The 21,127-nt window shown below is 70.0% G+C and carries 25 protein-coding genes; 17 read left to right on the forward strand and 8 right to left on the reverse strand.

Features of this window, described 5'->3' with window-relative positions; translation table 11 throughout:
• The first annotated feature begins 24 nt into the window (after positions 1 to 24).
• Genes ABD798_RS03460 through ABD798_RS03475 form a run of 4 tightly spaced genes read left to right on the forward strand, consistent with a single transcriptional unit; the run spans position 25 to position 2,140 of the window.
• Complete coding sequence (locus ABD798_RS03460; protein WP_344871001.1) at positions 25 to 636, forward strand: TetR/AcrR family transcriptional regulator; 612 nt, start codon at positions 25 to 27, stop codon at positions 634 to 636.
• A 39-nt stretch (positions 637 to 675) separates the two neighbouring features.
• On the forward strand, positions 676 to 1,047 hold the full coding sequence (locus ABD798_RS03465) for an ArsR/SmtB family transcription factor (RefSeq protein ID WP_344871002.1): 372 nt from the start codon (positions 676 to 678) through the stop codon (positions 1,045 to 1,047).
• On the forward strand, positions 1,044 to 1,520 hold the full coding sequence (locus ABD798_RS03470; RefSeq protein WP_344871003.1) for an SRPBCC domain-containing protein: 477 nt from the start codon (positions 1,044 to 1,046) through the stop codon (positions 1,518 to 1,520). The genes ABD798_RS03465 and ABD798_RS03470 overlap by 4 nt, the downstream gene beginning before the upstream one ends.
• A complete protein-coding gene (locus tag ABD798_RS03475) occupies positions 1,517 to 2,140 on the forward strand; it encodes a dihydrofolate reductase family protein (RefSeq protein ID WP_344871004.1) in 624 nt (207 codons plus the stop codon). Before ABD798_RS03470 ends, ABD798_RS03475 begins: the two co-directional genes overlap by 4 nt.
• Positions 2,141 to 2,203: 63 nt before the next feature.
• Here ABD798_RS03475 and ABD798_RS03480 read toward each other — a convergent pair whose 3' ends face one another.
• From ABD798_RS03480 to ABD798_RS03490, 3 genes are read right to left on the reverse strand one after another with little or no spacing between them, the layout of a single operon-like run.
• The gene (locus tag ABD798_RS03480; protein ID WP_344871005.1) at positions 2,204 to 3,403 is read right to left on the reverse strand and encodes an RNA polymerase sigma factor; all 1,200 of its coding nucleotides are present in this window, start codon (positions 3,401 to 3,403) and stop codon (positions 2,204 to 2,206) included.
• A gap of 2 nt (positions 3,404 to 3,405) precedes the next feature.
• Entirely contained in the window at positions 3,406 to 3,825 is a 420-nt protein-coding gene (locus ABD798_RS03485) for a YciI family protein (RefSeq protein WP_344871006.1), read from the reverse strand.
• Between the two features lie 23 nt (positions 3,826 to 3,848).
• Complete coding sequence (locus ABD798_RS03490; RefSeq protein ID WP_344871008.1) at positions 3,849 to 5,261, reverse strand: glutamine synthetase family protein; 1,413 nt, start codon at positions 5,259 to 5,261, stop codon at positions 3,849 to 3,851.
• A 603-nt stretch (positions 5,262 to 5,864) separates the two neighbouring features.
• On the opposite strand from ABD798_RS03490, the gene ABD798_RS03495 reads away from it, so the two are divergent.
• Positions 5,865 to 7,202 carry a M20/M25/M40 family metallo-hydrolase gene (locus ABD798_RS03495; RefSeq protein WP_344871009.1) on the forward strand — a complete coding sequence of 446 codons (1,338 nt, stop codon included), beginning with the start codon at positions 5,865 to 5,867 and terminating at the stop codon, positions 7,200 to 7,202.
• Here ABD798_RS03495 and ABD798_RS03500 read toward each other — a convergent pair.
• A complete protein-coding gene (locus tag ABD798_RS03500) occupies positions 7,160 to 8,317 on the reverse strand; it encodes an amidohydrolase family protein (protein ID WP_344871010.1) in 1,158 nt (385 codons plus the stop codon). The two genes, ABD798_RS03495 and ABD798_RS03500, sit on opposite strands and share 43 nt — an antisense overlap.
• A gap of 262 nt (positions 8,318 to 8,579) precedes the next feature.
• On the opposite strand from ABD798_RS03500, the gene ABD798_RS03505 reads away from it, so the two are divergent.
• The 3 genes from ABD798_RS03505 (at position 8,580) to ABD798_RS03515 (ending at position 11,034) form a co-directional block, all read left to right on the forward strand.
• Positions 8,580 to 8,876 carry a DUF6355 family natural product biosynthesis protein gene (locus ABD798_RS03505; RefSeq protein ID WP_344871011.1) on the forward strand — a complete coding sequence of 99 codons (297 nt, stop codon included), beginning with the start codon at positions 8,580 to 8,582 and terminating at the stop codon, positions 8,874 to 8,876.
• Between the two features lie 174 nt (positions 8,877 to 9,050).
• On the forward strand, positions 9,051 to 10,028 hold the full coding sequence (locus ABD798_RS03510) for a GNAT family N-acetyltransferase (protein WP_344871012.1): 978 nt from the start codon (positions 9,051 to 9,053) through the stop codon (positions 10,026 to 10,028).
• 310 nt (positions 10,029 to 10,338) lie between these two features.
• A complete protein-coding gene (locus ABD798_RS03515; protein WP_344871013.1) occupies positions 10,339 to 11,034 on the forward strand; it encodes a hypothetical protein in 696 nt (231 codons plus the stop codon).
• An 84-nt stretch (positions 11,035 to 11,118) separates the two neighbouring features.
• On the opposite strand, the gene ABD798_RS03520 is transcribed toward ABD798_RS03515, so the two are convergent.
• Entirely contained in the window at positions 11,119 to 11,418 is a 300-nt protein-coding gene (locus ABD798_RS03520) for a DUF1540 domain-containing protein (RefSeq protein ID WP_344871014.1), read from the reverse strand.
• A 183-nt stretch (positions 11,419 to 11,601) separates the two neighbouring features.
• A complete protein-coding gene (locus ABD798_RS03525) occupies positions 11,602 to 12,483 on the reverse strand; it encodes a hypothetical protein (RefSeq protein WP_344871015.1) in 882 nt (293 codons plus the stop codon).
• A 109-nt stretch (positions 12,484 to 12,592) separates the two neighbouring features.
• On the opposite strand from ABD798_RS03525, the gene ABD798_RS03530 reads away from it, so the two are divergent.
• From ABD798_RS03530 to ABD798_RS03545, 4 genes are read left to right on the forward strand one after another with little or no spacing between them, the layout of a single operon-like run.
• Positions 12,593 to 13,033, forward strand: coding sequence for a VOC family protein (locus ABD798_RS03530; protein WP_344871016.1), 441 nt, complete (start codon positions 12,593 to 12,595; stop codon positions 13,031 to 13,033).
• A 36-nt stretch (positions 13,034 to 13,069) separates the two neighbouring features.
• Positions 13,070 to 13,327, forward strand: coding sequence for a hypothetical protein (locus ABD798_RS03535; RefSeq protein ID WP_344871018.1), 258 nt, complete (start codon positions 13,070 to 13,072; stop codon positions 13,325 to 13,327).
• Positions 13,328 to 13,331: 4 nt separating this feature from the next.
• The gene (locus ABD798_RS03540; protein WP_344871019.1) at positions 13,332 to 14,174 is read left to right on the forward strand and encodes a DddA-like double-stranded DNA deaminase toxin; all 843 of its coding nucleotides are present in this window, start codon (positions 13,332 to 13,334) and stop codon (positions 14,172 to 14,174) included.
• Complete coding sequence (locus ABD798_RS03545; RefSeq protein WP_344871020.1) at positions 14,171 to 14,617, forward strand: Imm1 family immunity protein; 447 nt, start codon at positions 14,171 to 14,173, stop codon at positions 14,615 to 14,617. The genes ABD798_RS03540 and ABD798_RS03545 overlap by 4 nt, the downstream gene beginning before the upstream one ends.
• 17 nt (positions 14,618 to 14,634) lie before the next feature.
• Here the strand turns inward: ABD798_RS03545 and ABD798_RS03550 are convergent, their stop codons facing one another.
• Entirely contained in the window at positions 14,635 to 15,543 is a 909-nt protein-coding gene (locus ABD798_RS03550) for a hypothetical protein (RefSeq protein ID WP_344871021.1), read from the reverse strand.
• Between the two features lie 78 nt (positions 15,544 to 15,621).
• Complete coding sequence (locus ABD798_RS03555) at positions 15,622 to 17,529, reverse strand: FAD-dependent oxidoreductase (protein ID WP_344871022.1); 1,908 nt, start codon at positions 17,527 to 17,529, stop codon at positions 15,622 to 15,624.
• Positions 17,530 to 17,682: 153 nt separating this feature from the next.
• Here ABD798_RS03555 and ABD798_RS03560 point away from each other — a divergent pair, with 153 nt between their 5' ends.
• From ABD798_RS03560 to ABD798_RS03580, 5 genes are all read left to right on the forward strand, one after another.
• Positions 17,683 to 18,900, forward strand: coding sequence for a GNAT family N-acetyltransferase (locus tag ABD798_RS03560; RefSeq protein WP_344871023.1), 1,218 nt, complete (start codon positions 17,683 to 17,685; stop codon positions 18,898 to 18,900).
• Positions 18,901 to 19,005: 105 nt separating this feature from the next.
• On the forward strand, positions 19,006 to 19,398 hold the full coding sequence (locus ABD798_RS03565) for a peptidase inhibitor family I36 protein (protein ID WP_344871024.1): 393 nt from the start codon (positions 19,006 to 19,008) through the stop codon (positions 19,396 to 19,398).
• Positions 19,399 to 19,473: 75 nt separating this feature from the next.
• Positions 19,474 to 20,058 carry a TetR/AcrR family transcriptional regulator gene (locus ABD798_RS03570; RefSeq protein WP_344871025.1) on the forward strand — a complete coding sequence of 195 codons (585 nt, stop codon included), beginning with the start codon at positions 19,474 to 19,476 and terminating at the stop codon, positions 20,056 to 20,058.
• Positions 20,055 to 20,882, forward strand: coding sequence for an alpha/beta fold hydrolase (locus tag ABD798_RS03575; protein WP_344871026.1), 828 nt, complete (start codon positions 20,055 to 20,057; stop codon positions 20,880 to 20,882). The genes ABD798_RS03570 and ABD798_RS03575 overlap by 4 nt, the downstream gene beginning before the upstream one ends.
• A complete protein-coding gene (locus ABD798_RS03580; protein ID WP_344871027.1) occupies positions 20,875 to 21,114 on the forward strand; it encodes a hypothetical protein in 240 nt (79 codons plus the stop codon). Before ABD798_RS03575 ends, ABD798_RS03580 begins: the two co-directional genes overlap by 8 nt.
• Positions 21,115 to 21,127 lie beyond the last annotated feature (13 nt).

Raw genomic sequence — 21,127 nt, forward strand, 5'->3', positions numbered from 1 at the left:
GCACAGGTGTGATAGGAGTGAGGAGTGCCGATCGACCACGACCAACGCCGGGCCGAGCTCGCCGACGCCGTCTGGCGGATCGTGCTGCGCGAAGGGGTTCCGGCGGCCTCCGTGCGCGGTGTCGCCCGCGAGGCGGGGCTGTCGACGGGCTCGGTGCGCTACTTCTTCACCACTCAGGACGAGCTGCTGCGCTTCGCGATGCGGGAGGTCGTGAGCCGGGCCGAGCGCCGCGTCCAGGCCGGGGCCGGGTGGCGCACGCGCGAGGTCGGCGAGGGCGATCCGATCGCCGCCGGTGTCGACCTGCTCAAGCAGGTGCTGCCGCTGGACGCGGAGCGGCTCACCGAGGCGCGCGTCTGGTTCGCCTTCACCGCGCACGGGACCACCGATCCTGACGTCCGGCGAATCCGCCAGGAGGCCGACGAGGGCGTGAAGGGCTTGTGCCGCACGTGCGTCAGCGACCTCGACGGGCTCGGGCTGCTCGGCGCCGGGCGCGACCTCGCCCTGGAGGCCGAGCGGCTGTGGGCGCTGCTGGACGGCCTGACCCTGCACGTCCTGCTCGCCCCCGAGCCGCCCGGTCCCGACGCGGTCGCCGCGGTGTTGGATCGGCACCTGCGTGATCTGGGGCTCAACACTTAGCCCTTGCGCTAAGTTTCCCGCCGGGCAATACTTAGCCGCATGGCACAGTATTCGGCGGCGGTGGACGAGGTGTTCGTCGCGCTCGCCGACCCGACCCGGCGCGAGGTCATCCGGCGCCTGGGACGAGGTCCGACGAGCGTCGGCGAACTCGCTCGCGAGTTCCCGATGACGCTCCCGTCCTTCATGAAGCACGTGCGGACGCTGGAGGGGAGCGGCCTCATCCGCACCACCAAGCGCGGTCGCGTGCGCACCTGCGCGCTGGACCGCGACCGCCTCGCCCTGGTCGAGGACTGGCTCGCGGAGCAGCGCCGGATCTGGGAGGAGCGCACCGACCGGCTCGACAGCTTCGTCACCGGCCACCAGGCACAGCAGCAGGAACAGCAGCAGGAACAGAAAGAGGAAAAGCCGTGAACCCCGATCTCGACCTCGTCCTGGACCGGGTCATCCGCGCCCCCCGCGCCCTCGTGTGGAGCGCGTGGACCGATCCGTCCAGCTTCGCGCAGTGGTGGTTGCCCGCGCCGACGATCTGCCGCGTCGACCGCCTCGACGTCCGGCCCGGCGGTGGGCTCGTGACGCGGATGAGCGAGGACGGCGTGGACTTCCAGCCGCACGTGGACGCGAGCTTCCTGGTCGTGGAGGACCAGGAGCGGATCGTCTTCACCAACACCATCGACAGCGAGTGGCGCCCGGTCGCGCCAGCGCCGGTGCACATGACCGCCGAGATCAAGTTCGCCGACCACCCGGACGGCACCGACTACCGGATCGTCGTCCGGCACGGCGACCCGTCCTCCCGCGCACGCCACCACGAACTCGGCTTCTTCGACGGCTGGGGCTCGGTCACCGAGCAGCTCGCCTCGGTCGCGGAGGGGCTGGTCCTCCGATGAAGATCGTGATCACGGAGTTCGTCACCCTCGACGGCGTCAGCCAGGGTCCCGGCTCGCCGGAGGAGGACACCAGCGACGGTTTCACGCGCGGCGGCTGGCTCGTGCCCCACATCGACGAGGTGTTCGTCAAGCGCACCTCGGAGTGGCTGGACCAGGCCGACGGCCTGCTGTTCGGACGCCGCACCTACGAGGCCTTCGCCCGGGACTGGCCGGAGATCACCGACCCGGACGACCCGTACACCGAGCGGATGAACTCGCTGCCGAAGTACGTCGTGACCGCCACCCTCACCGAGGGCGGCTGGAACCCCACGACCGTCCTGCGCGGCGACCCCCTCACGACCGTTGCCGAGCTGAAGGCCAGGCCTGGGCGGGAACTCCAGATCCACGGAAGCTCGCGCCTGGCCTCCGCGTTGCTGTCGGCGGGCCTCGTCGACGCGCTCCGGCTCGTCGTCGCCCCGGTCGTCATCGGCTCCGGGCGGCGGCTGCTCGACTCGGGCGCGCCGGTCGGCCTCCACCTCGTGGAGCACGAAGTGACCCCGAAAGGTTTGCTGCTGCTCCGGTACGAGACCACCGGTGCCGCACAGGTGGCCGCCTACGACGGCGTCACTGACTTCGTGTAGGCCGCGCCCTCCTGGCGCTTCCAGCCACCGATCCGCCCGCCGTAGCCGCTGTGCTGGACGCGCTCAGGACGGCGGCGCTTGCACCATGAGCCGCCGTCCTGCCAGGAAGCTCCGCTCAGTGTCGTTGGTGGCCAACGCAATCGCTTCGTCATAGGCCGCGACGGCCTCCGAAGCCCGGTCGAGCCGCGCGAGCAGGTCCGCGCGCGTCGCGTGCAGCAGGTGGTAGCTCGGCAGATCCAGCTCGTCGACGATGGCCAGCGCGAGCGCGGGGCCGTGCACCTCGGCAACGGCGACCGCGCGGTTGAGCGCCACGATCGGCGTCGGCGAGAGCTCCACCAGCTGGTCGTAGAGCGCGAGCACCTGCGTCCAGTCGGTCGCGGGGCCGTCGGTGTGCACGGCGCCGATCGCGGCCTGCACCTGGTACGGCCCCGGCTGACCGCGCCGCAAGCATTGGCGCACAAGGGAATGGCCCTCGGCGATCAGCTCCCGGTCCCACAGCGCGCGGTCCTGCTCCGCGAGCACCACCAGCTCGCCGTTCGGCCCCACCCGCGCCGGGCGCCGTGCCTCGGTGAGCACCAGCAGCGCGAGCAGCCCGGTCACCTCCGGCTCGTCGGGCATCAGCTCGGCGAGCGCCCGCGCCAAGCGGATCGCCTCCTGGCTCAGATCCGTCCGCAGCAGCTGCCCCGACGTGGCCGCGTACCCCTCGTTGAACACCAGGTAGAGCACGGCCAGCACCGAGGACAGGCGGTCGGGCAGCTCCGCCGCCTCGGGCACGCGATAGGGGATGCCCGCGTCGCGGATCTTCTTCTTCGCGCGCACGATCCGTTGCGCCACAGTGGTTTCCGGCACCAGGTAGGCCCGCGCGATCTCGGCCACCTCCAGTCCGCCGAGCAGGCGCAGCGTCAGCGCCGTCCGCGCGAGCGGGGACAGCGCCGGGTGGCAGCAGGTGAAGATCAGGCGGAGCTGGTCGTCGCGCACGGGGCCCACCTCCTCCGGCTCATCGGGTTGGTGCAGCAGCTGCGCCTGCGCGTGGCGGGCCTCCCGCGTGGACTCCCGGCGCAGGCGGTCGATCGCGCGGTTGCGGGCGGTGGTCACGATCCACGCGCCCGGGTTGGGCGGCGGCGCCTCGGCCCACTTCCGCACGGCCACCGCGAACGCGTCCTGCACGGCCTCCTCGGCGAGCCCGATGTCACCGAGCACCCGCGTCAGCGTGGCGACGCAGCGGCCGTACTCCGCGCGGTAGACCTCGTCCAAGCGCGCCACGCTCACACCCACTGGGCGTCTTCGAACGGGCGCACCTCGATCGGGCAGCCGCAGGCCAGCGCGCACTTCTCGGCCCAGCGCAGCGCCTGGTCGAGGTCCTCGCACTCCAGCACCCAGAGGCCGCCGAGCTGTTCCTTGGTCTCAGCGAACGGGCCGTCGGTGATCGTGGTGCTGAAGCCGTCCTTCGGCCGGACGACCGTGGTGGCGTGCGAGGACCGCAGTCCGCCGACGAACACCCACGACCCGGCCGCGCGCATCTCGTCGGTGACCTTCTCGGTCCGGGTCATCTGCGCCCGGAACTCCTCATCGGAGGGGGCGGGCGCGGTCTCGTCGAACTGGACGGCGAGCAGGTACTTCTTCACGGCGAACTCCTCGGGGTGGTCGCGGCCTCTCACCATGACCACGAACGGCGTCGACGCCATTCGACACCCCGAGGAAGGAAATTTCAGTACCTCAGCCGGTACACCGGGGCGAGGTCGGCGTGGTCGCGCTCGCCGTAGGTCTCCCACTCCTGGCGCCGCACGGCCAGGAACGCCCGGTGCAGCTCGTCGCCGAGCGCCCTCGCCACCGTCTCGCTGCCCGCCAGCAGCTCGATCGCCTCGCCGAGGGAGGACGGAAGCCGCTCGACCCCGGCCTTCTTGCGCTGCGGCTTGGTCATGGTGTGCGGGTCGCGCTGCACCGGGGCGGGCAGCGTCGCGGCCTTGTCCATGCCGTCCAGCCCCGCCGAGAGCAGCACCGCCGCCGCGAGGTAGGGGTTGGCGGAGCCGTCCAGCGGCTTGACCTCGACGTTGGCCGCGGTGCTCCGCGAGGTGATCGTTCCCGGCACCAGGCGCAGCGCGGCCTCGCGGTTCTCCACGCCCCAGCAGGCGTAGGCGCCGGACCACATCTGCGGCTGGAGACGCGCGTAGCTGAGCACGCTGGGCGCGAGGACCCCCATCAGCTCCGGCAGCGCGTCGAGCATCCCGGCGACGAAGGTCGCGCCGTCCTCGGACATCCCGCCGGTCTTGTCGTCGGTCCCGCCCTGCATCAGGTTGACGCCGTCACGCCACGCGCTGAGGTGCAGGTGACAGCCGTTGCCGACGGTGCCGGGGCGCACGCTCGGCGCGAAGCTCACATCGAAGCCGTGCTGACGCGCGACGCGGCGCGTGAGGACCCGGCTCAGCACCAGCTGGTCGGCGGCGGCCAGCGGGTCGCGGGCGGAGCAGGAGAACTCGACCTGGCCGGGCCCGTACTCCGGGTGCAGCTGCTCGGCCTCGATGCCGTGCTCGGCGAGCGCGTCCAGCAGGTCCAGCGCGAACGGCTCGACCTCCAGCAGCGCGGAGGCGCTGTAGCCCGGCCCGCCGTGCCCGGGGGAGCCGTCGGCGCGCAGCAGCGACATCTCGACCTCGAAGGCCGCCTTGAACTCCACGCCCGCCGCCCGGCCGCGCTCCACCACCCGGCGCAGCGCCGAGCGCTGGCAGCACGGGGAGACCTCCAGCTCCTGCGTGTGGAGGTCGGCGGGGACCCACGCCGTCCCCGGCGCGCCGTCCAGCCGCTCCAGCGCGCTGACGTCGGGGAACAGCCGGAGGTCACCGGCGGGGCTGTCGAACGGGGCGACCATGGCGAAGCTGTCGTCGGTGCCCGAGATCGACCACACGACCGAGAAGCCGATGCCGCCGCGCAGGACGCCGGCCAGCCTGCGCACCGGGACGAGCTTCACCCGGGTGACTCCGCCGTTGTCGACGTTGGTCATGGCCACCGCGCGGACCCCGGCGGTGCGAAGCCGCTCGGCGAGCGCGGCGCCCGCCTCCGGATCGGCGTCGAGCACCCGGGGCCGTGGCTCCACCGCGGTGCCTGCCGAACCGTTGCTGGTCTTCATGGTCGAAATTCTCCCTGGGCGAGCCGCGCTGTCAATCGCGAAAAACATTCTTTCCGGCTGCGAGAATTCGCCTGCCGCATCGGTGGAAATCATGATGTTTCACTGGCTGAGATAAAAGCGGCACCATGATTCCACTCGGCACCTCCGGGACGGCGAGTAGATGTAGCACACGATAGCGATCGCCTGTCAAATGTCGGATTTCGATGCGTTCTTCGCCGTGCGCCGAGGTGTTCGCGGCGCGCTCGGAAGTCGGTCGGCCCTGTTCCGGTCCCGCTGAGCAGCGTTTCTGCCCGCACCGCCGCCTGAGCGGGGGTGCCGGGCGGTGCGGGACGCCCCGTCGCGCACCGGCGGGTGCGGCGGTCGCGCGTCGGTGAAGTGCGCCGTCCGTGCGCCCAGTCGCACCCGGGACCGGCAACGCCGTGACTGGGTGTGTGAATCACTCGACCGGGGGCTTGAATGTGCCGCCGCAAATGCTTCACCTGCCGAAACGGGCGTTCCGCTCACAACGGGACAGGGCGGTCGATACCAAAAATTCGATCATGCGATCATCGACGCCCCCAGCGCGCCGTCGGGCTGGGTCGCACGGTGAAGGAGTCGCACACAATGAACGCTGGGCCACCCACCGATGATGTCCGCGCGCGCATTCTCGCCGCCGTCGACGACCTCCGCGACGAGATGACCACATCGTTGCAGCAGCTGGTTCGAGTTCCTTCCGTGAACCCCAAGTACCCCGGCGTCGAATACCGCGAGCACGTCGGCAAGGAGGGCGAGGGCAGCGCGGTGCTGGCCGAGCTCTACGAGCGCGCCGGGGCCGAGGTCGAGCTGTTCGCCGTCGAGGCGGGCCGGGAGAACGCGGTCGCCCGGCTCGGTGGGGGCGAGGGCCGCTCGCTGATCTTCAACGGGCACGTCGACGTCGTGCCCGGCGGGGACCCGGCCGAGTGGCAGGTGGCCCCGCCCTTCGCGGGTGAGGTGGTCGGCTCGCGCATGTACGGCCGGGGCACCACCGACCAGAAGTCCGGCCTGATCGGCCAGGCCTACGCGGCCATCGCGTTGCGCCGCGCGGGGATCCAGCTCGCGGGGGAGCTCCAGCTCCAGTGCGCGGTCGGTGAGGAGACCGTCGACTACACCTGTGGTACCGGCGCGATCGTCGAGCGTGGCTACACCGCCGAGGCGGCCATCGTCTCCGAGCCGAGCGCGCCGCCGACGCCGGTGTCGCTGGCAGTGGTGAGCCCCGGGCTGCTGTGGTTCTCCGTCACCGTCGAGGGCATCAAGGTGCACTGCTCGATGCGCGGCGAGACGATCCACCCGCACCGCGCGGGCGAGGAGCTCGGCGTCAACGCCATCGACAAGATCTTCACGATCTACCAGGCGCTGCGCGGCCTTGAGCAGGAGTGGGTGCAGACGCAGCGGCACCCGCTCTTCTACGACGGCCACTTCTCGTTGCTGCCCGGCGTGATCCGGGGCGCGCCCGGCGACCTCGCGGTGCCCTTCGCGCTGTCGGACTCCGCGACGATCGAGTACACCGCGATGTTCCACCCGGAGCGTGACGGCGCGGACGTGCGCGCGGAGATCCAGGGCGTGATCGACCGCGCCGCGGACTCCGACCCGTGGCTGCGCAAGCACCGCCCTGTGTGCGAGTGGAAGCTCCAGTGGGACCCGTACTCGATCGAGCCCGGCGCGGACATCAACACGACGCTCGCGGCTGCCTACAAGGAAGCGGCCGTGGGCACGCGCTTCGCGCCGGAACCGACGTTCACCGGGTTCTACGGCGGGTGCGACGCCACCGTGCTGAAGAAGCTCGGCATCCCGTCGGTCGTGCTCGGCCCCGGTGACCTGCGCGTCGCCCACGCCAACGACGAGTACGTGGACCTCGACGAGATGTGGTTGGCCGCCAGGACCTACGCGCTGGTCGCCGCCGACTGGTGCGGCGTCAAGCCGTAGGCCCGCTGGGCGTTCCCGCCCATCAGCAGCCGCAGGTACCGCCTCGCGTCGGCCTCGCCGATCGCGTCCGCTTCGAGCCACTCGCCGAAGACGCGGGCCAGCGCGAGGCGGTGCCGCAGCGCTCCGACCAGGTACAGCTCCGGCAGCCCGTACGCGTCGGTGGAGAACAGGACCTTGGTGAACGGCGCGATCTCCAGCGACTCGCGCACGATCGAGGTGGCTGAGGCGCCCGAGAACCCCGCCGCCAGGCCGGTGTCCAGGTAGACGTGCGGGTAGACGTGCGCGAGGTAGCCCGCCTCGCGCACGAACGGATAGTTGTGCAGCAACATGATCGGCGTGCCGGTGGTGACCGTCGCGCGCAGGAACTCGGTCATGTGCGTCGGATCGCAGCGGTGCAGGACGATGTCGGAGTCACCGAAGCCCACGTGCATCTGGATGGGTTTGCCCGCGTCCACCGCCGCCCACAGCAACGCGCGCAGCAGCACCGGGTCGCTCAGCCGCCGCTCCGGCGAACTCAGCCAGGCGCCGGCCGCTGAGCGGATCTCGGCCTCGGTGGGGCGCGCGGGGTCGAAGTCGAAGCCGTGCCGGTAGGCGATGATCGACTTCACGCCCACGGCCGTGCGCAGCGCGGACTCCAGCTCAGCCCGGAAAGCGTCGTAGAACCCTTGCGCGCCAACACCTTCTGCGGCCAGGCGCTCGGCGAGCGACTCCAGCCTGGCGATCTCGAACCCCTGCGTGCCCGAGACTGCGGCCAGCTCGTCGGGCGAGGTGATCTCGTCGGCGCAGAACCCCGTGTCGACCAGGTAGGTCGAGATGTTCGCCGCCGCCAGCAGGCGCCGCGTCACCTCCCGCTGGCCCAGCTCCGCGCGCCTGCTGAGGTAGCTCTCCGCGTCGACGTGGCGCGGTAGGTCCAGCAGCGGCGCGCACTCCGCCCGGATCGCCACGCCCACCGGGCTGTCGAACACGTCGCCGCCCGGTCCCTGCGGCAGGTCCGACTCCGTCGCGAGCTTCTGGAAGCTCTGCGCGCTGACCTCGTCCTTCACGATGCCGTGGCAGTGGTGGTCCACTGCGGGGGCCTGAGCGAGGACGTCCAGCAACGCGACACGTTCTTCCACAGCCTCGACCTCATGCCTTCCGGAGCCGCTGATGATCACGCACTTTCTACCGCCTGGCGGCGTTCGGCGGGCCGCTGCCGCCGAAAACGGTGACGAGCGCTCCGGCGTCCCGATTCGGCCGCGCGTGCTCGTCCCAGCTGAGACCAGCGGTGATGGCGATGTGCGCGACGATTCTCGCTCAAACAGAACATTGCTCGAATTTGCTGCTGCTTGATGCGCGCGTGACGCTCCCAGCCAAACCCAACGGGCAAAAGGGGAACACATGCGCAGCACTGTCAAGGTCGTTGCCGGAGCGGTCGCCGCGATGGCCGCCGTGGTGGGCCTGACGGCCGCCCCGGCCGCAGCCGCCCCAGCGGGACCGGACTGCCGCGGCGGCTACTACCGGGCGGGCACTCCGGCCGTGCAGGCCTGGTACAACCACTGCGGCGGCGGGAAGGTCTGGATCAAGGTCTTCCACACCTTCGGCGACGACACCTTCTGGTGCGTCGGTCCCGGCCACACCCACCTCGGCGTCTGGCCCGAGATCAACGACGCCGTGTACGACAACCGCACTTGCTGATCTTCGTTTCAGGCTCGGCTGAACCGCGGGAGATCCTCGTGGCACCCCGTCGGGGTTCGGTGGTCGTGAAGACGCCCCAACCGCCCGTGAGGGAGAGGGCCGGGCTTGCGGCGCGCGTCGAGGTGATCGGAAATCAGGCGACAGATCGCGTGTGGCGGGCTTAGCGTCCGCCGCATGCGCGAACTCACGTGGCGGCCGCTCACGACGGCGGATGCCAAGGCGTCGGCGGACCTGCTGAACGCGATCGAGACCGTCGACCGGATCGGTGAGAACTACGTGGAGGCGGACACCCTCCAGGAGTTGCTCGATCCCTACGCGGACCTGGAGCGCGGCAGCCTCGCGGCCCTCGACGGCGACGAGATGGTCGGCTACATGAAGATCCGCTACAAGCCGTTCGCCGAGGAGGTCCACCGGGTCTTCCTGGACGGCGGGGTCCACCCCGGCCACCGGGGCCGTGGCATCGGCGCGACGCTCGTGCGCGCCGGGATCGAGGCGGCGAAGGTGCTGCACGCCGAGCACCACCCGGCGCTGCGGCTCGTGGTCGACGTGCACAAGGCCGAGCACATCCCCGGCCTGGCCGATCTCGTGCGCTCCCAAGGCTTTTCGCCCGTCCGCTACTACCAGCGCATGGAGCACCCGCTCGGCGCCGCGATCAGCGACGCGGCCGTGCCGGACGGGTTGCGGATCGAGCCGTGGTCGGAGCGCACCGACGAGGACTTCCGCCGGGTGCGCAACGAGTCCTTCGCCGACCACTGGGGCGCGGTGCCGCTGCCGGTGGACGGCTGGCAGAACAAGATCACCAACCAGACGTTCAAACCGGAGACGAGCTTCCTGGTCCGCGACGAGGCGAGCGGGGCCGCGGTCGGCCTGCTGGTGGCCATGAGCTGGGAGGCCGACACCGCGACCACCGGCATCCGCGACGCGCACTTCATGGTCATCGGAACGCTGCCCGAATACCGCGAGCGCGGCGTGGCCGGCGCGCTCATCGCGCACGCGCTGCGGACCGCCGCCGAGCAGGGCTACGACCGGGCCAGCCTGAGCGTGGACTCGGCGAGCGCCTCCGGTGCGCCGGGGATCTTCGAGAAGGCCGGGTTCGAACCGAAGATGCGCTACGTGCGCTGGGAACTGCCGGTCGGTTCACTCTCCGGCTGACCACCTTCAGGGGGAGCGCGCCGCGCGTGCTGGTGACGGATCGTCAACCGCCGTCGGCGTCTGCCGGAGCGCTCCGCCCGGGAAGGTGAAAGATCATTTAGGTCCGACCGCGCTCTGCCGAAGAGAACGGCGACACCCGCACGGTCCTCTGTGGACTTCCGTGCGGGGACAGCCGATTCCTTCAGGAGCGTCGTTGACAGCCACGCACTCAGCGCCCCCGTTAGCGCCGAGTCCAGCAAGCCCCAACCCTGCCGTCGCACACCATCACCATCACCACCATCACCACCACGCGCAGCACGGCCTTGAGCGGATGACCGTCCTCCCGGCGATCGCGACGCTGGGCACCGAGAAGCACCTCAGCGGCAACCAGCACCTGGCTCAACTGGAGCCGGGCAAGGTGTTCATGATGGGCGACAACCCGGCTCTGCCCAAGATGCCGAAGCGCCCCACGCTCGCTGACTTCTTCCGCCTGCGGCTCGGCCTCGACTCCTTCACCACCCGGCACATGCTGCACAGCGCGCGGCGCGCCCAGCTGCTCGGGCTCGACGAACCGGTCGTCCTCGCCTGCCTGCTGCACGACATCGCGGTGGGCGGCCTGCTCCGCAGCCACCACGGCCACTGGGGCGCCCAACTGCTCGCCCCCTACGTCTCCGAAGAGGTGGCCTGGGCGATCCGCCAGCACGAGATCGCGCGCTTCTTCGCCGACTCCTCCGTCGGCTACGACTACCCGGACGCCTACGACGCCTTCTTCGGACCGGAGTACGACCCGCCGGAGCACGTTCGCGAGGCCTACAAGGAAGTCCGCGCGCACCGCTGGTACATGTCCGCGCGGCTGGTCGCGATCAACGACGTCTACACCTTCACCGATGAGGACGACGTCGACATCTCCGAGTTCGAGGACGTCATCGGCCGCCATTTCCGGCAGCCCGCAGAAGGGCTCGGATTCGACGGTTCTCCCGTCGCGCACATGTGGCGCACGATGATCTGGCCGAACAACTTCCTGTAGATCTTTCCCCGAACGCACAGCGCGGGCGGGACCTCTTCGGCCCCGCCCGCACGTGATCAGTTCCCTGTGGTCGTCCTTCTGCGGTCATCCCGCCCGGTAGGTCAGGCAGGTGGCCGCGTGGTCGCCCTCGCCCATGCCGACGCGCACGTCGGAGGCCGTGCACTCCAGGTGCTCGTTGTGCACGCAGTCCGCCCGCTTGCACGCGCCGACCTGGGACACGGCGGCGGGAAGGCCGCCCTTCGCGGTGAGCGGGACGAAGGTCGCGCAGTCCGCCGTGCCGTTGCGGCCGTCGACGGTGATCGCGAAAGCGTGGCAGCCGTGATCGTTGTAGGAACAGCTCGTCACCGTGCACTCGCTGACGGCGGGCATTTCCGTGGTGGTCATCGCAGACTCCTTCGAGCATCCGATCGCAGTCCGGAACAACGGGAGTTCGGGTGTGGAGAACCGAATACCCGGAACCCCATCACGGAAACCTCGTCGTCGCCGGTCGGGAAACCGATCGGGTGTTCTCGCGACGGGCGCCATTAGGTTAGCCTCACCATTCCGCGACGGCGGCTGGAATCGTTCTCACCCGGTGTTCTGGAACAGCACGCTCATGCCGTCGGGCTCGAAGAGCATCAGCGTCGGCAGGAACCCCTCGCGGGGCGCGGCGCGCTCGACCCGCTCGCGCAGCTCGCTCGCCCAACCGGAGTCCGCGGGGGCGAAGGCCAGTTCGTGCGGGCTGGGCATGGCCGCGACGAGCGTGCGGGTGCCGATCGTGTCGATCATGCGGCCGAGGAAGCCCGGCGTGGCGACCATGGAGGCGGCGAAACCTCCCGCGCGGCTGACCTCGACCATGCCACCGGGAACGCCGGGGGCGTCGGAGTAGACGGACTTCACCCCGTCGCGGAGGTTGACCCTGGCCTTCTCCAGCAGCTCCAGGAAGTCCTCGGTGCCCGCGACGTCGAGGTTGCCGACCTCCGCGACGGCGAGCCCCTCCGGGGTCGAGGTGACCGTGGCGAGGACGAGGTAGACCTGCCCGGGGATCAGCTGCGCGACCGGGACCGGCCCGGCGTCGGTGATGTCGCCGCTGCGCACGATCGGCAGCAGCACGCCCTCGATGCCCTTGGTGATCTCCTCGAACGCGCGGTCCTCGATCTCCTTCTCCAGCGAGATCCGGGCCTCCTCGATGGCCTCCGCCCACCGGTCCGGCTCCGGGCGCGCGAAGTTGTGCGTGAGGACCTCGATGTTCGGGAACGTCCGGTCGGCGAACTCGCGGTCGGCCTCGGACAGCTCCCACTCGCTGTGCACCCGCCGCACCTCGGTCGCGGGGAAGTGCTGCCTGCTGGTCAGCTCGGCCCACGCCCGCTGGAGGCAGTTCTCATCGCGTGCGGTCCCGGCGGCGGGCACGGGCTCGATCTCCGGAGACGACTGGAAGAGCACGACATTGGTGCTCATGTCGGTGTTCACGTCACCACCTCTGGGGTTCGCGCGGGAGGGAACGAAGGGCAGGGCAGGCGAATGGTAGGCGGGCGTCCGCGCGCCGACAATTCGCGTCCCGGTGCCTATGCTCCGGCGCATGGGAATCCAGCGGATGGACAACGTCGCCGTGGTCGTCGACGACCTGGACGCGGCCGTGGCGTTCTTCAGCGAACTGGGCATGGAGCTGGAGAACCGGATGGGGATCGAGGGGCGCTTCGCCGACCTCACCGTCGGTATCGACGGCTTGCGCAGCGAGATCGCGATGATGCGGACCCCGGACGGGCACAGCAAGCTCGAACTGACGAAGTACCACACCCCCGAGGCCCTCGGCGCCGGCCGCGAGTTCCCGCCGCCCAACACCTTGGGTCTGCACCGGGTGATGTTCGCCGTCGACGACATCGAGGACACCGTTGCCCGCCTGCGCCCGCACGGCGCCGAACTCCTCGGCGAGATCGCGCGGTTCGAGGACGTCTTCCTGCTCTGCTACCTGCGCGGACCCGCGGGCATCATCGTCGCGCTCGCGGAGCAGATCGGATGAGCGCGTCGCGGGTCAGGCCCGAGGGGAATGGGTCCTGTGTCGATCAATGATGTAAAGACACTGCTCGTCGACCTCGCGGAAAGAGCAGCCGGGACAGCAGCGCGCGTCGACGCTGTCCGCGAGTCGCGGAGCGCGGCCCTGGAGGAGGTGACGACGACGTGGACCGGCTCCCGTCACAGCGCCGCCGTCACGGGGCGCGGCCAGCTCGCCGACGCGGTCGCCGATCTAGCCGAGCTGCCGGAGCAGCTGCACCGCGTGTCGGAGCTGCTGCGCGACGTCGCCACGGGGACGTGATGGCGTGCCCTCTGCGTTCTCGGCGGTGGCCGCCGGATTACTGGCAGCCCGGAGCCAACTCGCCCCGGAGGAGCTGCGTGCGGTGGCCGAACAAGTCCGGGAGGAGATCTGGGCTCCGCTAGCCCACGCCGCCGAGGGCAGCGTCGATGAGACGCTGCACGAAGCGCTCCAGCTGCTGGACTCGATCACGGCCACCCTGGAGGAGGCCGCGGTCAAGCTCGACGACGCGGCAGAGGCGATCATCAAGTACCTGGCTGATACCCACACCGTCCCTGCCAACTCCGTACCGGCTATCACCGCGCAGGACCGGGCTCCGGCGCCGGAAAGCAACTCGGTGCCGCACCCGGCGACCCTGCCGCCCACCCTGATGAGCTTCACCAGGGACGCGGGGTGGGCTCAAGCGCAGCAGGCGAAACTCACCGATCGCCCTGCCGACACGGGACCGACCACCGGGTTGGTCTACTTCGGCGACAACACCGAAGGCGTCATCTCCAGCGGGACACCCCCGACCCCGAAACAGGGGATGGTCGACTCCGAAGAAGATCGCGGCGAACGCGAGTTGGTCACTGCCGCAGGACTGATCCTGGCCAACTCCGAGCACTTCCCGATCCGGATTCGCGGCGCGACGCTGTCAGCTCCGACGCACGTGGAAACCAAGGTCGCCACCCTGATGCGTCAGCGCGGCATCACCTACGCGGCCGTGGTCATCAACAACATCGAGGTCTGCGACGGTGTCTACGGCTGCCGCAAGGCCGTCCGCGCGATCCTGCCCCTCGGCTATACCCTCGTCGTCTGGGAGCGCGGTTCCTTGGAGCCCGTCACTCTGAAAGGAAAGGCTCGCCCGTGATCGTCAGCGCGCTCATCGCGAACAAGTTCCGCTACGCCAGCACCACCGACGCGGCGGAGGCGTTGATCGAGGAGGCGTTGAGCGGCCGGTTCTGGCACACCCTCACCAAGTTCTACGTCTCCGACCACCCCTGCACCAGCGGCGACGACGACGGCCACGGCGAGCACTTCCCCGATCACCAGCTCAGCGTCGGCACGAACACCGCGGGCACCCTCGCCGCGCTGCACTTCTGCGCCTTCGGCGCCGACGAGATCCTGGTCCAGAGCCTGAGCGAACAGCAGCTTCCCAACGCGCCGGAGATCATCTACGACACCGACGCGCAGATGCGCTTTCCCACCAACGCCGCGATCCACCGGGACGCGGCCAGAGTCGCGCTGATCGAGTACTGCCGCACCGGGACACAGCCGTCGTCCGTCGCCTGGCAACCCTGCGAGATCATCTGACGAACACCCGCGCGAGGTCACGGGCGGGGAAGGTCCTCCACGCTGAGCCGCAGCCAGCGGTCCTCGACGAGGAAGTGCAGCTCGGAGCCCCTGCCGACGACGCGCGCACTGGCGGGAAGCGGTGTGCCGTCAGGCTGAGCCACCAGGTGCTCGCCGGTCACGAGCAGGCGGTTCTCCAGCTGCACGGCGGTGACGAGCTTGTCCTGGTCGGGCTCGTACCCACCGAAGAACGCGACGGTGGAGCCACCGACAGCGAGCGCACTCGCTCCGCTGACGTCGTTGTGCCACCCGGTCACCGTGTCCCCGTCGACGCGCACGACGGGGAAGTCGGTGTAGTAGTAGGCCCACGCGGTGTCGTCGTGGACGTTGAGCGCGTAGCAGCTGCTGATCGATCCCCACTGGTCGGCACGGTACTGCCACCGCAGGTCGAGATCGGCTGACCACCTGGTCAACCCGTGCTTCCCGACAGGGGGAGCACTGTCGCGATCGCCCCAGCCGCAGCTGCCGTAGACGCCTTCGTCGAAGTAGCCGACCCAGACCTCACCCTGACGCGTGGTGAGCACGTGGGAGATGCCGTCCCCGAGGGTCTGTTCGAGCACCGCCGACCCGTTGGCGTCGTAGACGACCGCGTTGCGCTCCGGGCCGTCCGGGCGCCACTGGCAGCGGGCTCCGACGATGAGGACCTTGCCGTCGGGCAGCGGCTGCACCGACGGGAACGCGACGGGCCGCCACGCGATCTGAGTGGTGGTGGTCGTTCCGTGCGCGTGCACGGTCACGAACGCGGTGGTCTTGTCTTCTGCCGCCCACAGCGTGATGACCTCGCCGGACGGTCCGATCGAGCTGCACAGGAGGCTGTCGCCGTGGCGCGGTGCCACCAGCCGCGCGTGCTGACTCGCTCGGAGCGCGAGCGGTGCCGTCATCTTCACCGGCTCAGCCCATCACGTCACCGCACCGAAGCGGGCGAACAGCCGTCGAAATACCACTTTCGACCCAGGCGGGGAGGTTCAGGCGGCTCCGGTGTCGCGGCGGGCCTTGGCCAAGGTCTCCGAGCCGAGCGCGGTCTCCAGCTGCTCCCACCGCGTCACGAGGTCCGACATCATCAGCATCATCACGTCGGGGAAGGCGTACAGGAAGCTCTGGTACCGGTAGTGGTCCAGGTAGAACACCACGACGTCGTCGCTGAGCGCGGTGACCGAAGTGGTGCGGGCGTTGAAGAACAGGTCGTGGTGGCCCAGCAGCGCACCGCGCCCGAGCACCGCGCGCTCGTAGATCCCGCCGAAGTCGACCTCGACCTCACCGCTCGTGACGAGGAACACCCCGTGCGCGGCGTCGTCCTCGCGGAACAGGGAATCCCCTGCGGTGTAAGGGATCTCGTCGAACATCGACGCGAGCGTCTCCAGCTCGGAGTCGACGAGCGCGGTGAACAGGCGCACGCCGTGCGGGTCGACGCTCTCCCGCAGGCAGGCCACGCGCTCGGTCAGCTCGTGCTGGCTGATGTGGGTCATGCGCATGCGCACGAAGCGCAGCATCCGGTCGGTGTTGCGGTTCTGGCGGCGCGAGGTCCCGGCGCTCGGCGGGGTGTAGACCTCGGAGTTCCCGCTGATGCGCGCGGCTTCGCGCAGGCCGGACTCGTAGGCGCTGTGCACGCAGCCCCAGTGGTAGTGATTGGTGCCCTCACCGGCGAAGAACACCTTGTCGCCCAACGGTTCCGCGAGGGTGGCGATGTCCTTGGAGGAAGCGTCGACGCCGATGCACGTGTAGGAGCCCAGCGCGAAGGGATCGGTCGACCACGCGGTGCGCGAGACGTGGTTCGGTGCGGGCGCATCGGCTCCGAAGACGTCCTGCACGACGGTGGTGGCGTAGGCGCAGACCTCCTGCTCCGACCAGCTCTCCGCCTCTCGGCCGAGCGAGGCGCCGAGCAGCATCACCAGGATGGGCTTGCCGTGGGACTTCCACATGCTGATGACGACGGTGGGGTAGCGGTCGGTGTCGCGGCACAGGTAGCCGAACACGTACTGGTCCTTGGGCCAGAAGGGTTCCTCGTAGTGCAGCGCGATCTTGTTGAGGGTGCCGAAGCCCAGCCGTGCGATCGCTGAGCGCTTGGTGCCGGGCAGTTCGGGTTCGAAGCGCACCGCCCCGGCCTTGAGCACGCCGAGCGGTAACGTCACCAGGACCTTGTCCGCCTCGAACTCTCCGTGGTCGGTCGTCACCCGCACGGTGCCCGCCGTGCTGTCGATCCGCGTGACCACGTGGCCCAGCCGCACGTCCAGTCCTTCGGCGATCGCGTCCACGACGGACTGGTACCCCTGGTGCAGCGTGCTGTCGCCGTAGCCGTAGACGAGGTAGCCGTCCTCCCAGAACTTCAGCGACAGCTTGTCCGCGTCCTCGCCCACGTCCTCGCGCAGGATCACGTTGAGGTGGTAGCGAACCGCCTGTTCGTCCTCTGTGGACAGTTGGCGGTCGGCGAGGATCTGGCGCAGCGCCTCGCCGAGGGAGATGTCCGGCCGCTGTTCCTTGCGCGCGATGGCGGCCCGCTGCTCCAGCTCGTGCAGCACGTCGTCGGCCAGCTCCAGCGTGCGGCTCTTGGTGCGGTGGTTGGCGGCGCGGTTGTCCGCGCCGAAGAGGTCGAGGCTGTCGAAGCCGCCCGTGTAGGCGCTGTCGCCGCCCACGTAGCTGTAGGGGATGCCCAGGTCCTCCACCAGCTCGGTGAGCGGGTTGCCGTCCGTGCCGTGGATCCAGTGCGCGCCGAGGTCGACGCCGTCCTCATCGGTCCAGATCCGCCCGCCGACGCGCTCGCGCGCCTCCAGGACGGTGACGGGGTGACCGAGCTGGCTCAGGGTGCGCGCCGCGGTGAGACCGGCCATTCCGGCTCCGACGACCACCACGCTGGGGAGATCCTGATCTTCCGGCATCGTTCGATTGTGGGAGTCCGCGCGGGCTCGCACAGCCCCGGATCGTGTGCTCGCGCTGAGCCGTCCGGGTTGATCATCAGCCGCAATTCGGTTGAGCCGTGGGCGGCGCCGCGTTGCACTGTGCGCCGGACGATCGGGAAAGGCGGCGGCAGCATGAAGATCCGTTCCACCACCGAGGAGGACCGCGACGTCTTCGTCGCCACGGTCCACAAGGCGTTCGGGCGCTTCCCGGAGACCCCGGACGAGGACGGCGGCGGGTGCTGGTGGTCGGCGACCGAGATGGACCGCAACCTGCTCGCCGTGACCGACGACGGTCGCCCCATCGGCACCGCGGGGTCCTACTCGTTCGAGCTGACCCTGCCCGGCCAGGTCGTCGTCCCCGCTGCGGGCGTGAGCGCCGTCGGCGTCCTGCCCTCGCACCGGCGCCAGGGCGTGCTCAGCGCGATGATGCGCCACCAGCTCACCGACCTGCGCGAGCGAGGCGACTTCCTCTCCGTGCTGCTGGCTTCCGAGCCCGCGATCTACGGGCGGTTCGGCTACGGGCCCGCGACCTACACGGGGCGGCTGACCGTGCAGCGCCACCGTGCCGCCTTCGCTGAGCCGCGGGCGGGCATCGGTTCGCCCGGTTCGCCCGGATCGATCGAGGTGCTCCGGCGCGATGAGTGCGTCGACGTCCTCGAAGACGTCTACGACCGCTACCGCCGCGCGCAGCCCGGCGCGCTGTCGCGTCCGCCCCGCTGGTGGGCTCTGCGCGCGGGGCAACCCCCGGTCGCCGCCGCGCCGCGCTATGTCGCCGTGCACCGTGATGCGGAGGGGAACGCGAACGGATACGCGAGCTATTCCCTTGCGGACGGCACTTTGACCGTCGACGAGACAATTGCACTCGACGACATCGTTTTTGTCGCCCTTGTCAAGTTTGCGCTCGGTCACGACTTGGTTGCTCAGGTGGTGTTCAAACACGTTCCGCACGAGCACCCAGTGCGCTGGAAGTTCGCCGACTTCAGCGCCGGTGAGGCGAGCCATCACACCGAATGGCTCTGGGTGCGCCTGCTTGATGTCCCGCGCGCGCTGGCTGCGCGCCGGTGGTTCACCGACGGTGAGATCGTGCTGGGCGCCACCGATCCGTTCCTTGGTGATCATGGCCGCTACCTGCTGACCGTGCGGGACGGCCGGGGTGACTGCGTGCGCACGGAGCGCGAGCCTGACCTGTCGCTGGACGTGCGCGATCTGGGTGCGATCTACCTCGGCGGAACCGCGCCGAGCGCGCTCGTCCGCGCGGGCCACATGCGTGTCCACCATTCGGGCGCAGCTTCTCTCGCAGATCGACTGTTTCGCTCGGATGTGCCCCCGCACTGCGTTCAATGGTTTTGATCTCCGTCCCGGAAAGGGGGGACATTTGAGAGCCGGATAAGAAGCTTCACATTTCTCTCGGTTACCTTTCCGCCCGTTGTCCTGTTTGAACGGGATTGGAGAGTCATGCGCAAGGGAATTGCTCGCGGCTTCGCGGCCGGGCTCGTCGGCATCGGTATCTCGGCGCTGCTCGGTGCCGCGCCCGCCTCGGCGACGGAGCGGGGGGAGCCCAACTGCGGCCTCGATCGGATCTGCATGTGGGAGGACACCGAGTTCGACGGCACCCGGTACGTCGACGTCGCGGCGGCGGCGAGCGACACCTGCCACGAGATCGACTGGTGGAACGGGGACAACGAGATCAGCGCGCTCTACAACCACAGCCGGACGCTCAAGGTCACCTTGTACGCCAACGACGGCTGCACGGGAGCGCCTTTCACCCTCAACGCTGACTCCCTGATCAGTAACCTCAACAACTTCGGCTTCGACAACGAGGCGGAGAGCTTCAAGATCCACAACTGACGTTCCTGGTGACACCGTGTTTCTGGATGTAGCCTGATTCCAGAAACGCGGTGTTACTCATTGTCGGGGCGGTGGATGTCCAGGTTGACGCGGGCCGAGCAGCAGCTGGTCACGCACGAGCGGTTGCTCGGCGCCGGGCGGGCGGTGTTCGCGCGGCGAGGCTTCCTCGCGGCCACGGTGGAGGAGATCGTCGCCGAGGCCGGTTACACGCGAGGCGCGCTGTACAAGCACTTCGGCGGCAGGGAAGGGCTCTGGCTGGCGATCACCGACGCCCAGGCCGAGGACCACCTGGCGGATCTTGAGAAGCGTCTCGGTGGCGTGTCCGATCGCGACGCGCTGGTCGACGCGCTCGTGCCCGCCGGGTCGGTGTTCGGCGGCGGCGCGCTCCGGGCCGTGTACGAGTTCACGGCGTGGATCGCCGGGCAGCCCGAAGTGGCCGCGACCGTGATCGCCGCGCAGCGACTGCGTGAGGAACGGATCGTCGCGATGCTGGAGCGCACGTGCTCGCGCTTGGACGTCCGGGCGACCATGCCGCTGACCGAGGTCGTCGTGCTCGTCGGCGCGCTCGGCGGCAGTCTCGCCCTGCGCAGCGCCATGGACGCCGAGACCGATGTGCGAGCCGTCGCCATCGGCGTACTCGGCTCGGTGTTCCCGGCATGAGCATTCGCCTGTCCCGCAACGGTGACATCGAGATCGCCTACGAGACCTTCGGTGCTGCCAGTGGTCGTCCGCTGCTGTTGCTCCAGGGCGCGAGCGCTCCGATGGAGGGCTGGCCGGACGGGTTCTGCGCGACCCTGGTCGATCGCGGCTTCCACGTGGCGCGCTGCGACAACCGCGACGCCGGTCGTTCTTCTCGCGCCACCGAGCCGTACACGCTCACCGACATGGCTCTTGACTCGTTGAGCGTCATGGACGCGCTGGGCTGGCCCGCCGCGCACGTCGTCGGCGTCTCCCTCGGCGGGATGATCGCTCAGGTCATGGCCGCGCGGCACCGGGACCGCGTGCTCAGCCTGACGTCGATGTGCTCCGCCCCCGACGCGTCCTTCCGGCGCTCCAAGCTCAGCACCCTGGTCCGGTTCGCCCTGCTGACCGGCCGGGCACCGTCCACTCCGGAGGCTTCTGGCGAGCGCCTCGTCAAGTTGTTGCGGCTGGTCGGTTCCCGTGGTTTCCCGCAGGACGAGGAGTGGGCGCGCCGCACCGGCAGCGCGGGCCACGCCCACCGCACCGACTTCGCCGCCGCCCGCCGCCAAGCCGCCGCCGCGCGCTCCGCCGGTGACCGCCGCGCCGAGCTGGCCACGATCACCGCGCCCACCCTGGTGCTCAGCGGAGGCGTCGACCCCGTGCAGCCGCCGCGCGCCGGGAAGGCCACCGCCGACGCCATCCCCGGTGCGCGGTTCGTCGTCCACCCCGGACTCGGCCACGACCTGCCGCCCGGACTGTGGTCGGCCTTCGCCGACGACATCGCGGAGCTGGCCCGTGGCTGACTTCGTGATCCCCTTGGTGCTGCTGGTCTCCTTCGGCATCACCTTCGCCGGGCTGCCGTTGCTCGCCGCCCGCGTCCGCCGCCGGGGCAGCGGATCTGAGTTCTTCGGCCCGTTCGAGGAGATCTGGTACCCCGCCGCCGCACGCACCCGCATCGAGATCCAGGTGCAGTCCGAACGCCGCGCCCCCGCCCCCACACCCGGCGACCCGCCCCTGCTCCGCCCGGATCGCTGACGTCGACGGGTGG

Origin of the sequence: Allokutzneria multivorans (assembly GCF_039537405.1) — a bacterium.
GTDB classification, from domain to species: domain Bacteria; phylum Actinomycetota; class Actinomycetes; order Mycobacteriales; family Pseudonocardiaceae; genus Allokutzneria; species Allokutzneria multivorans.

Coding starts and splice junctions, on each gene's coding strand:
- ABD798_RS03465 (WP_344871002.1), top strand. CDS start 676: ATGGCACAGTATTCGGCGGCGGTGGACGAGGTGTTCGTCGCGCTCGCC.
- ABD798_RS03510 (WP_344871012.1), top strand. CDS start 9,051: ATGCGCGAACTCACGTGGCGGCCGCTCACGACGGCGGATGCCAAGGCG.
- ABD798_RS03575 (WP_344871026.1), top strand. CDS start 20,055: ATGAGCATTCGCCTGTCCCGCAACGGTGACATCGAGATCGCCTACGAG.
- ABD798_RS03560 (WP_344871023.1), top strand. CDS start 17,683: ATGAAGATCCGTTCCACCACCGAGGAGGACCGCGACGTCTTCGTCGCC.
- ABD798_RS03475 (WP_344871004.1), top strand. CDS start 1,517: ATGAAGATCGTGATCACGGAGTTCGTCACCCTCGACGGCGTCAGCCAG.
- ABD798_RS03555 (WP_344871022.1), bottom strand. CDS start 17,529: ATGCCGGAAGATCAGGATCTCCCCAGCGTGGTGGTCGTCGGAGCCGGA.
- ABD798_RS03515 (WP_344871013.1), top strand. CDS start 10,339: ATGACCGTCCTCCCGGCGATCGCGACGCTGGGCACCGAGAAGCACCTC.
- ABD798_RS03570 (WP_344871025.1), top strand. CDS start 19,474: ATGTCCAGGTTGACGCGGGCCGAGCAGCAGCTGGTCACGCACGAGCGG.
- ABD798_RS03520 (WP_344871014.1), bottom strand. CDS start 11,418: ATGACCACCACGGAAATGCCCGCCGTCAGCGAGTGCACGGTGACGAGC.
- ABD798_RS03485 (WP_344871006.1), bottom strand. CDS start 3,825: ATGGCGTCGACGCCGTTCGTGGTCATGGTGAGAGGCCGCGACCACCCC.
- ABD798_RS03495 (WP_344871009.1), top strand. CDS start 5,865: ATGAACGCTGGGCCACCCACCGATGATGTCCGCGCGCGCATTCTCGCC.
- ABD798_RS03565 (WP_344871024.1), top strand. CDS start 19,006: ATGCGCAAGGGAATTGCTCGCGGCTTCGCGGCCGGGCTCGTCGGCATC.
- ABD798_RS03505 (WP_344871011.1), top strand. CDS start 8,580: ATGCGCAGCACTGTCAAGGTCGTTGCCGGAGCGGTCGCCGCGATGGCC.
- ABD798_RS03490 (WP_344871008.1), bottom strand. CDS start 5,261: ATGAAGACCAGCAACGGTTCGGCAGGCACCGCGGTGGAGCCACGGCCC.
- ABD798_RS03530 (WP_344871016.1), top strand. CDS start 12,593: ATGGGAATCCAGCGGATGGACAACGTCGCCGTGGTCGTCGACGACCTG.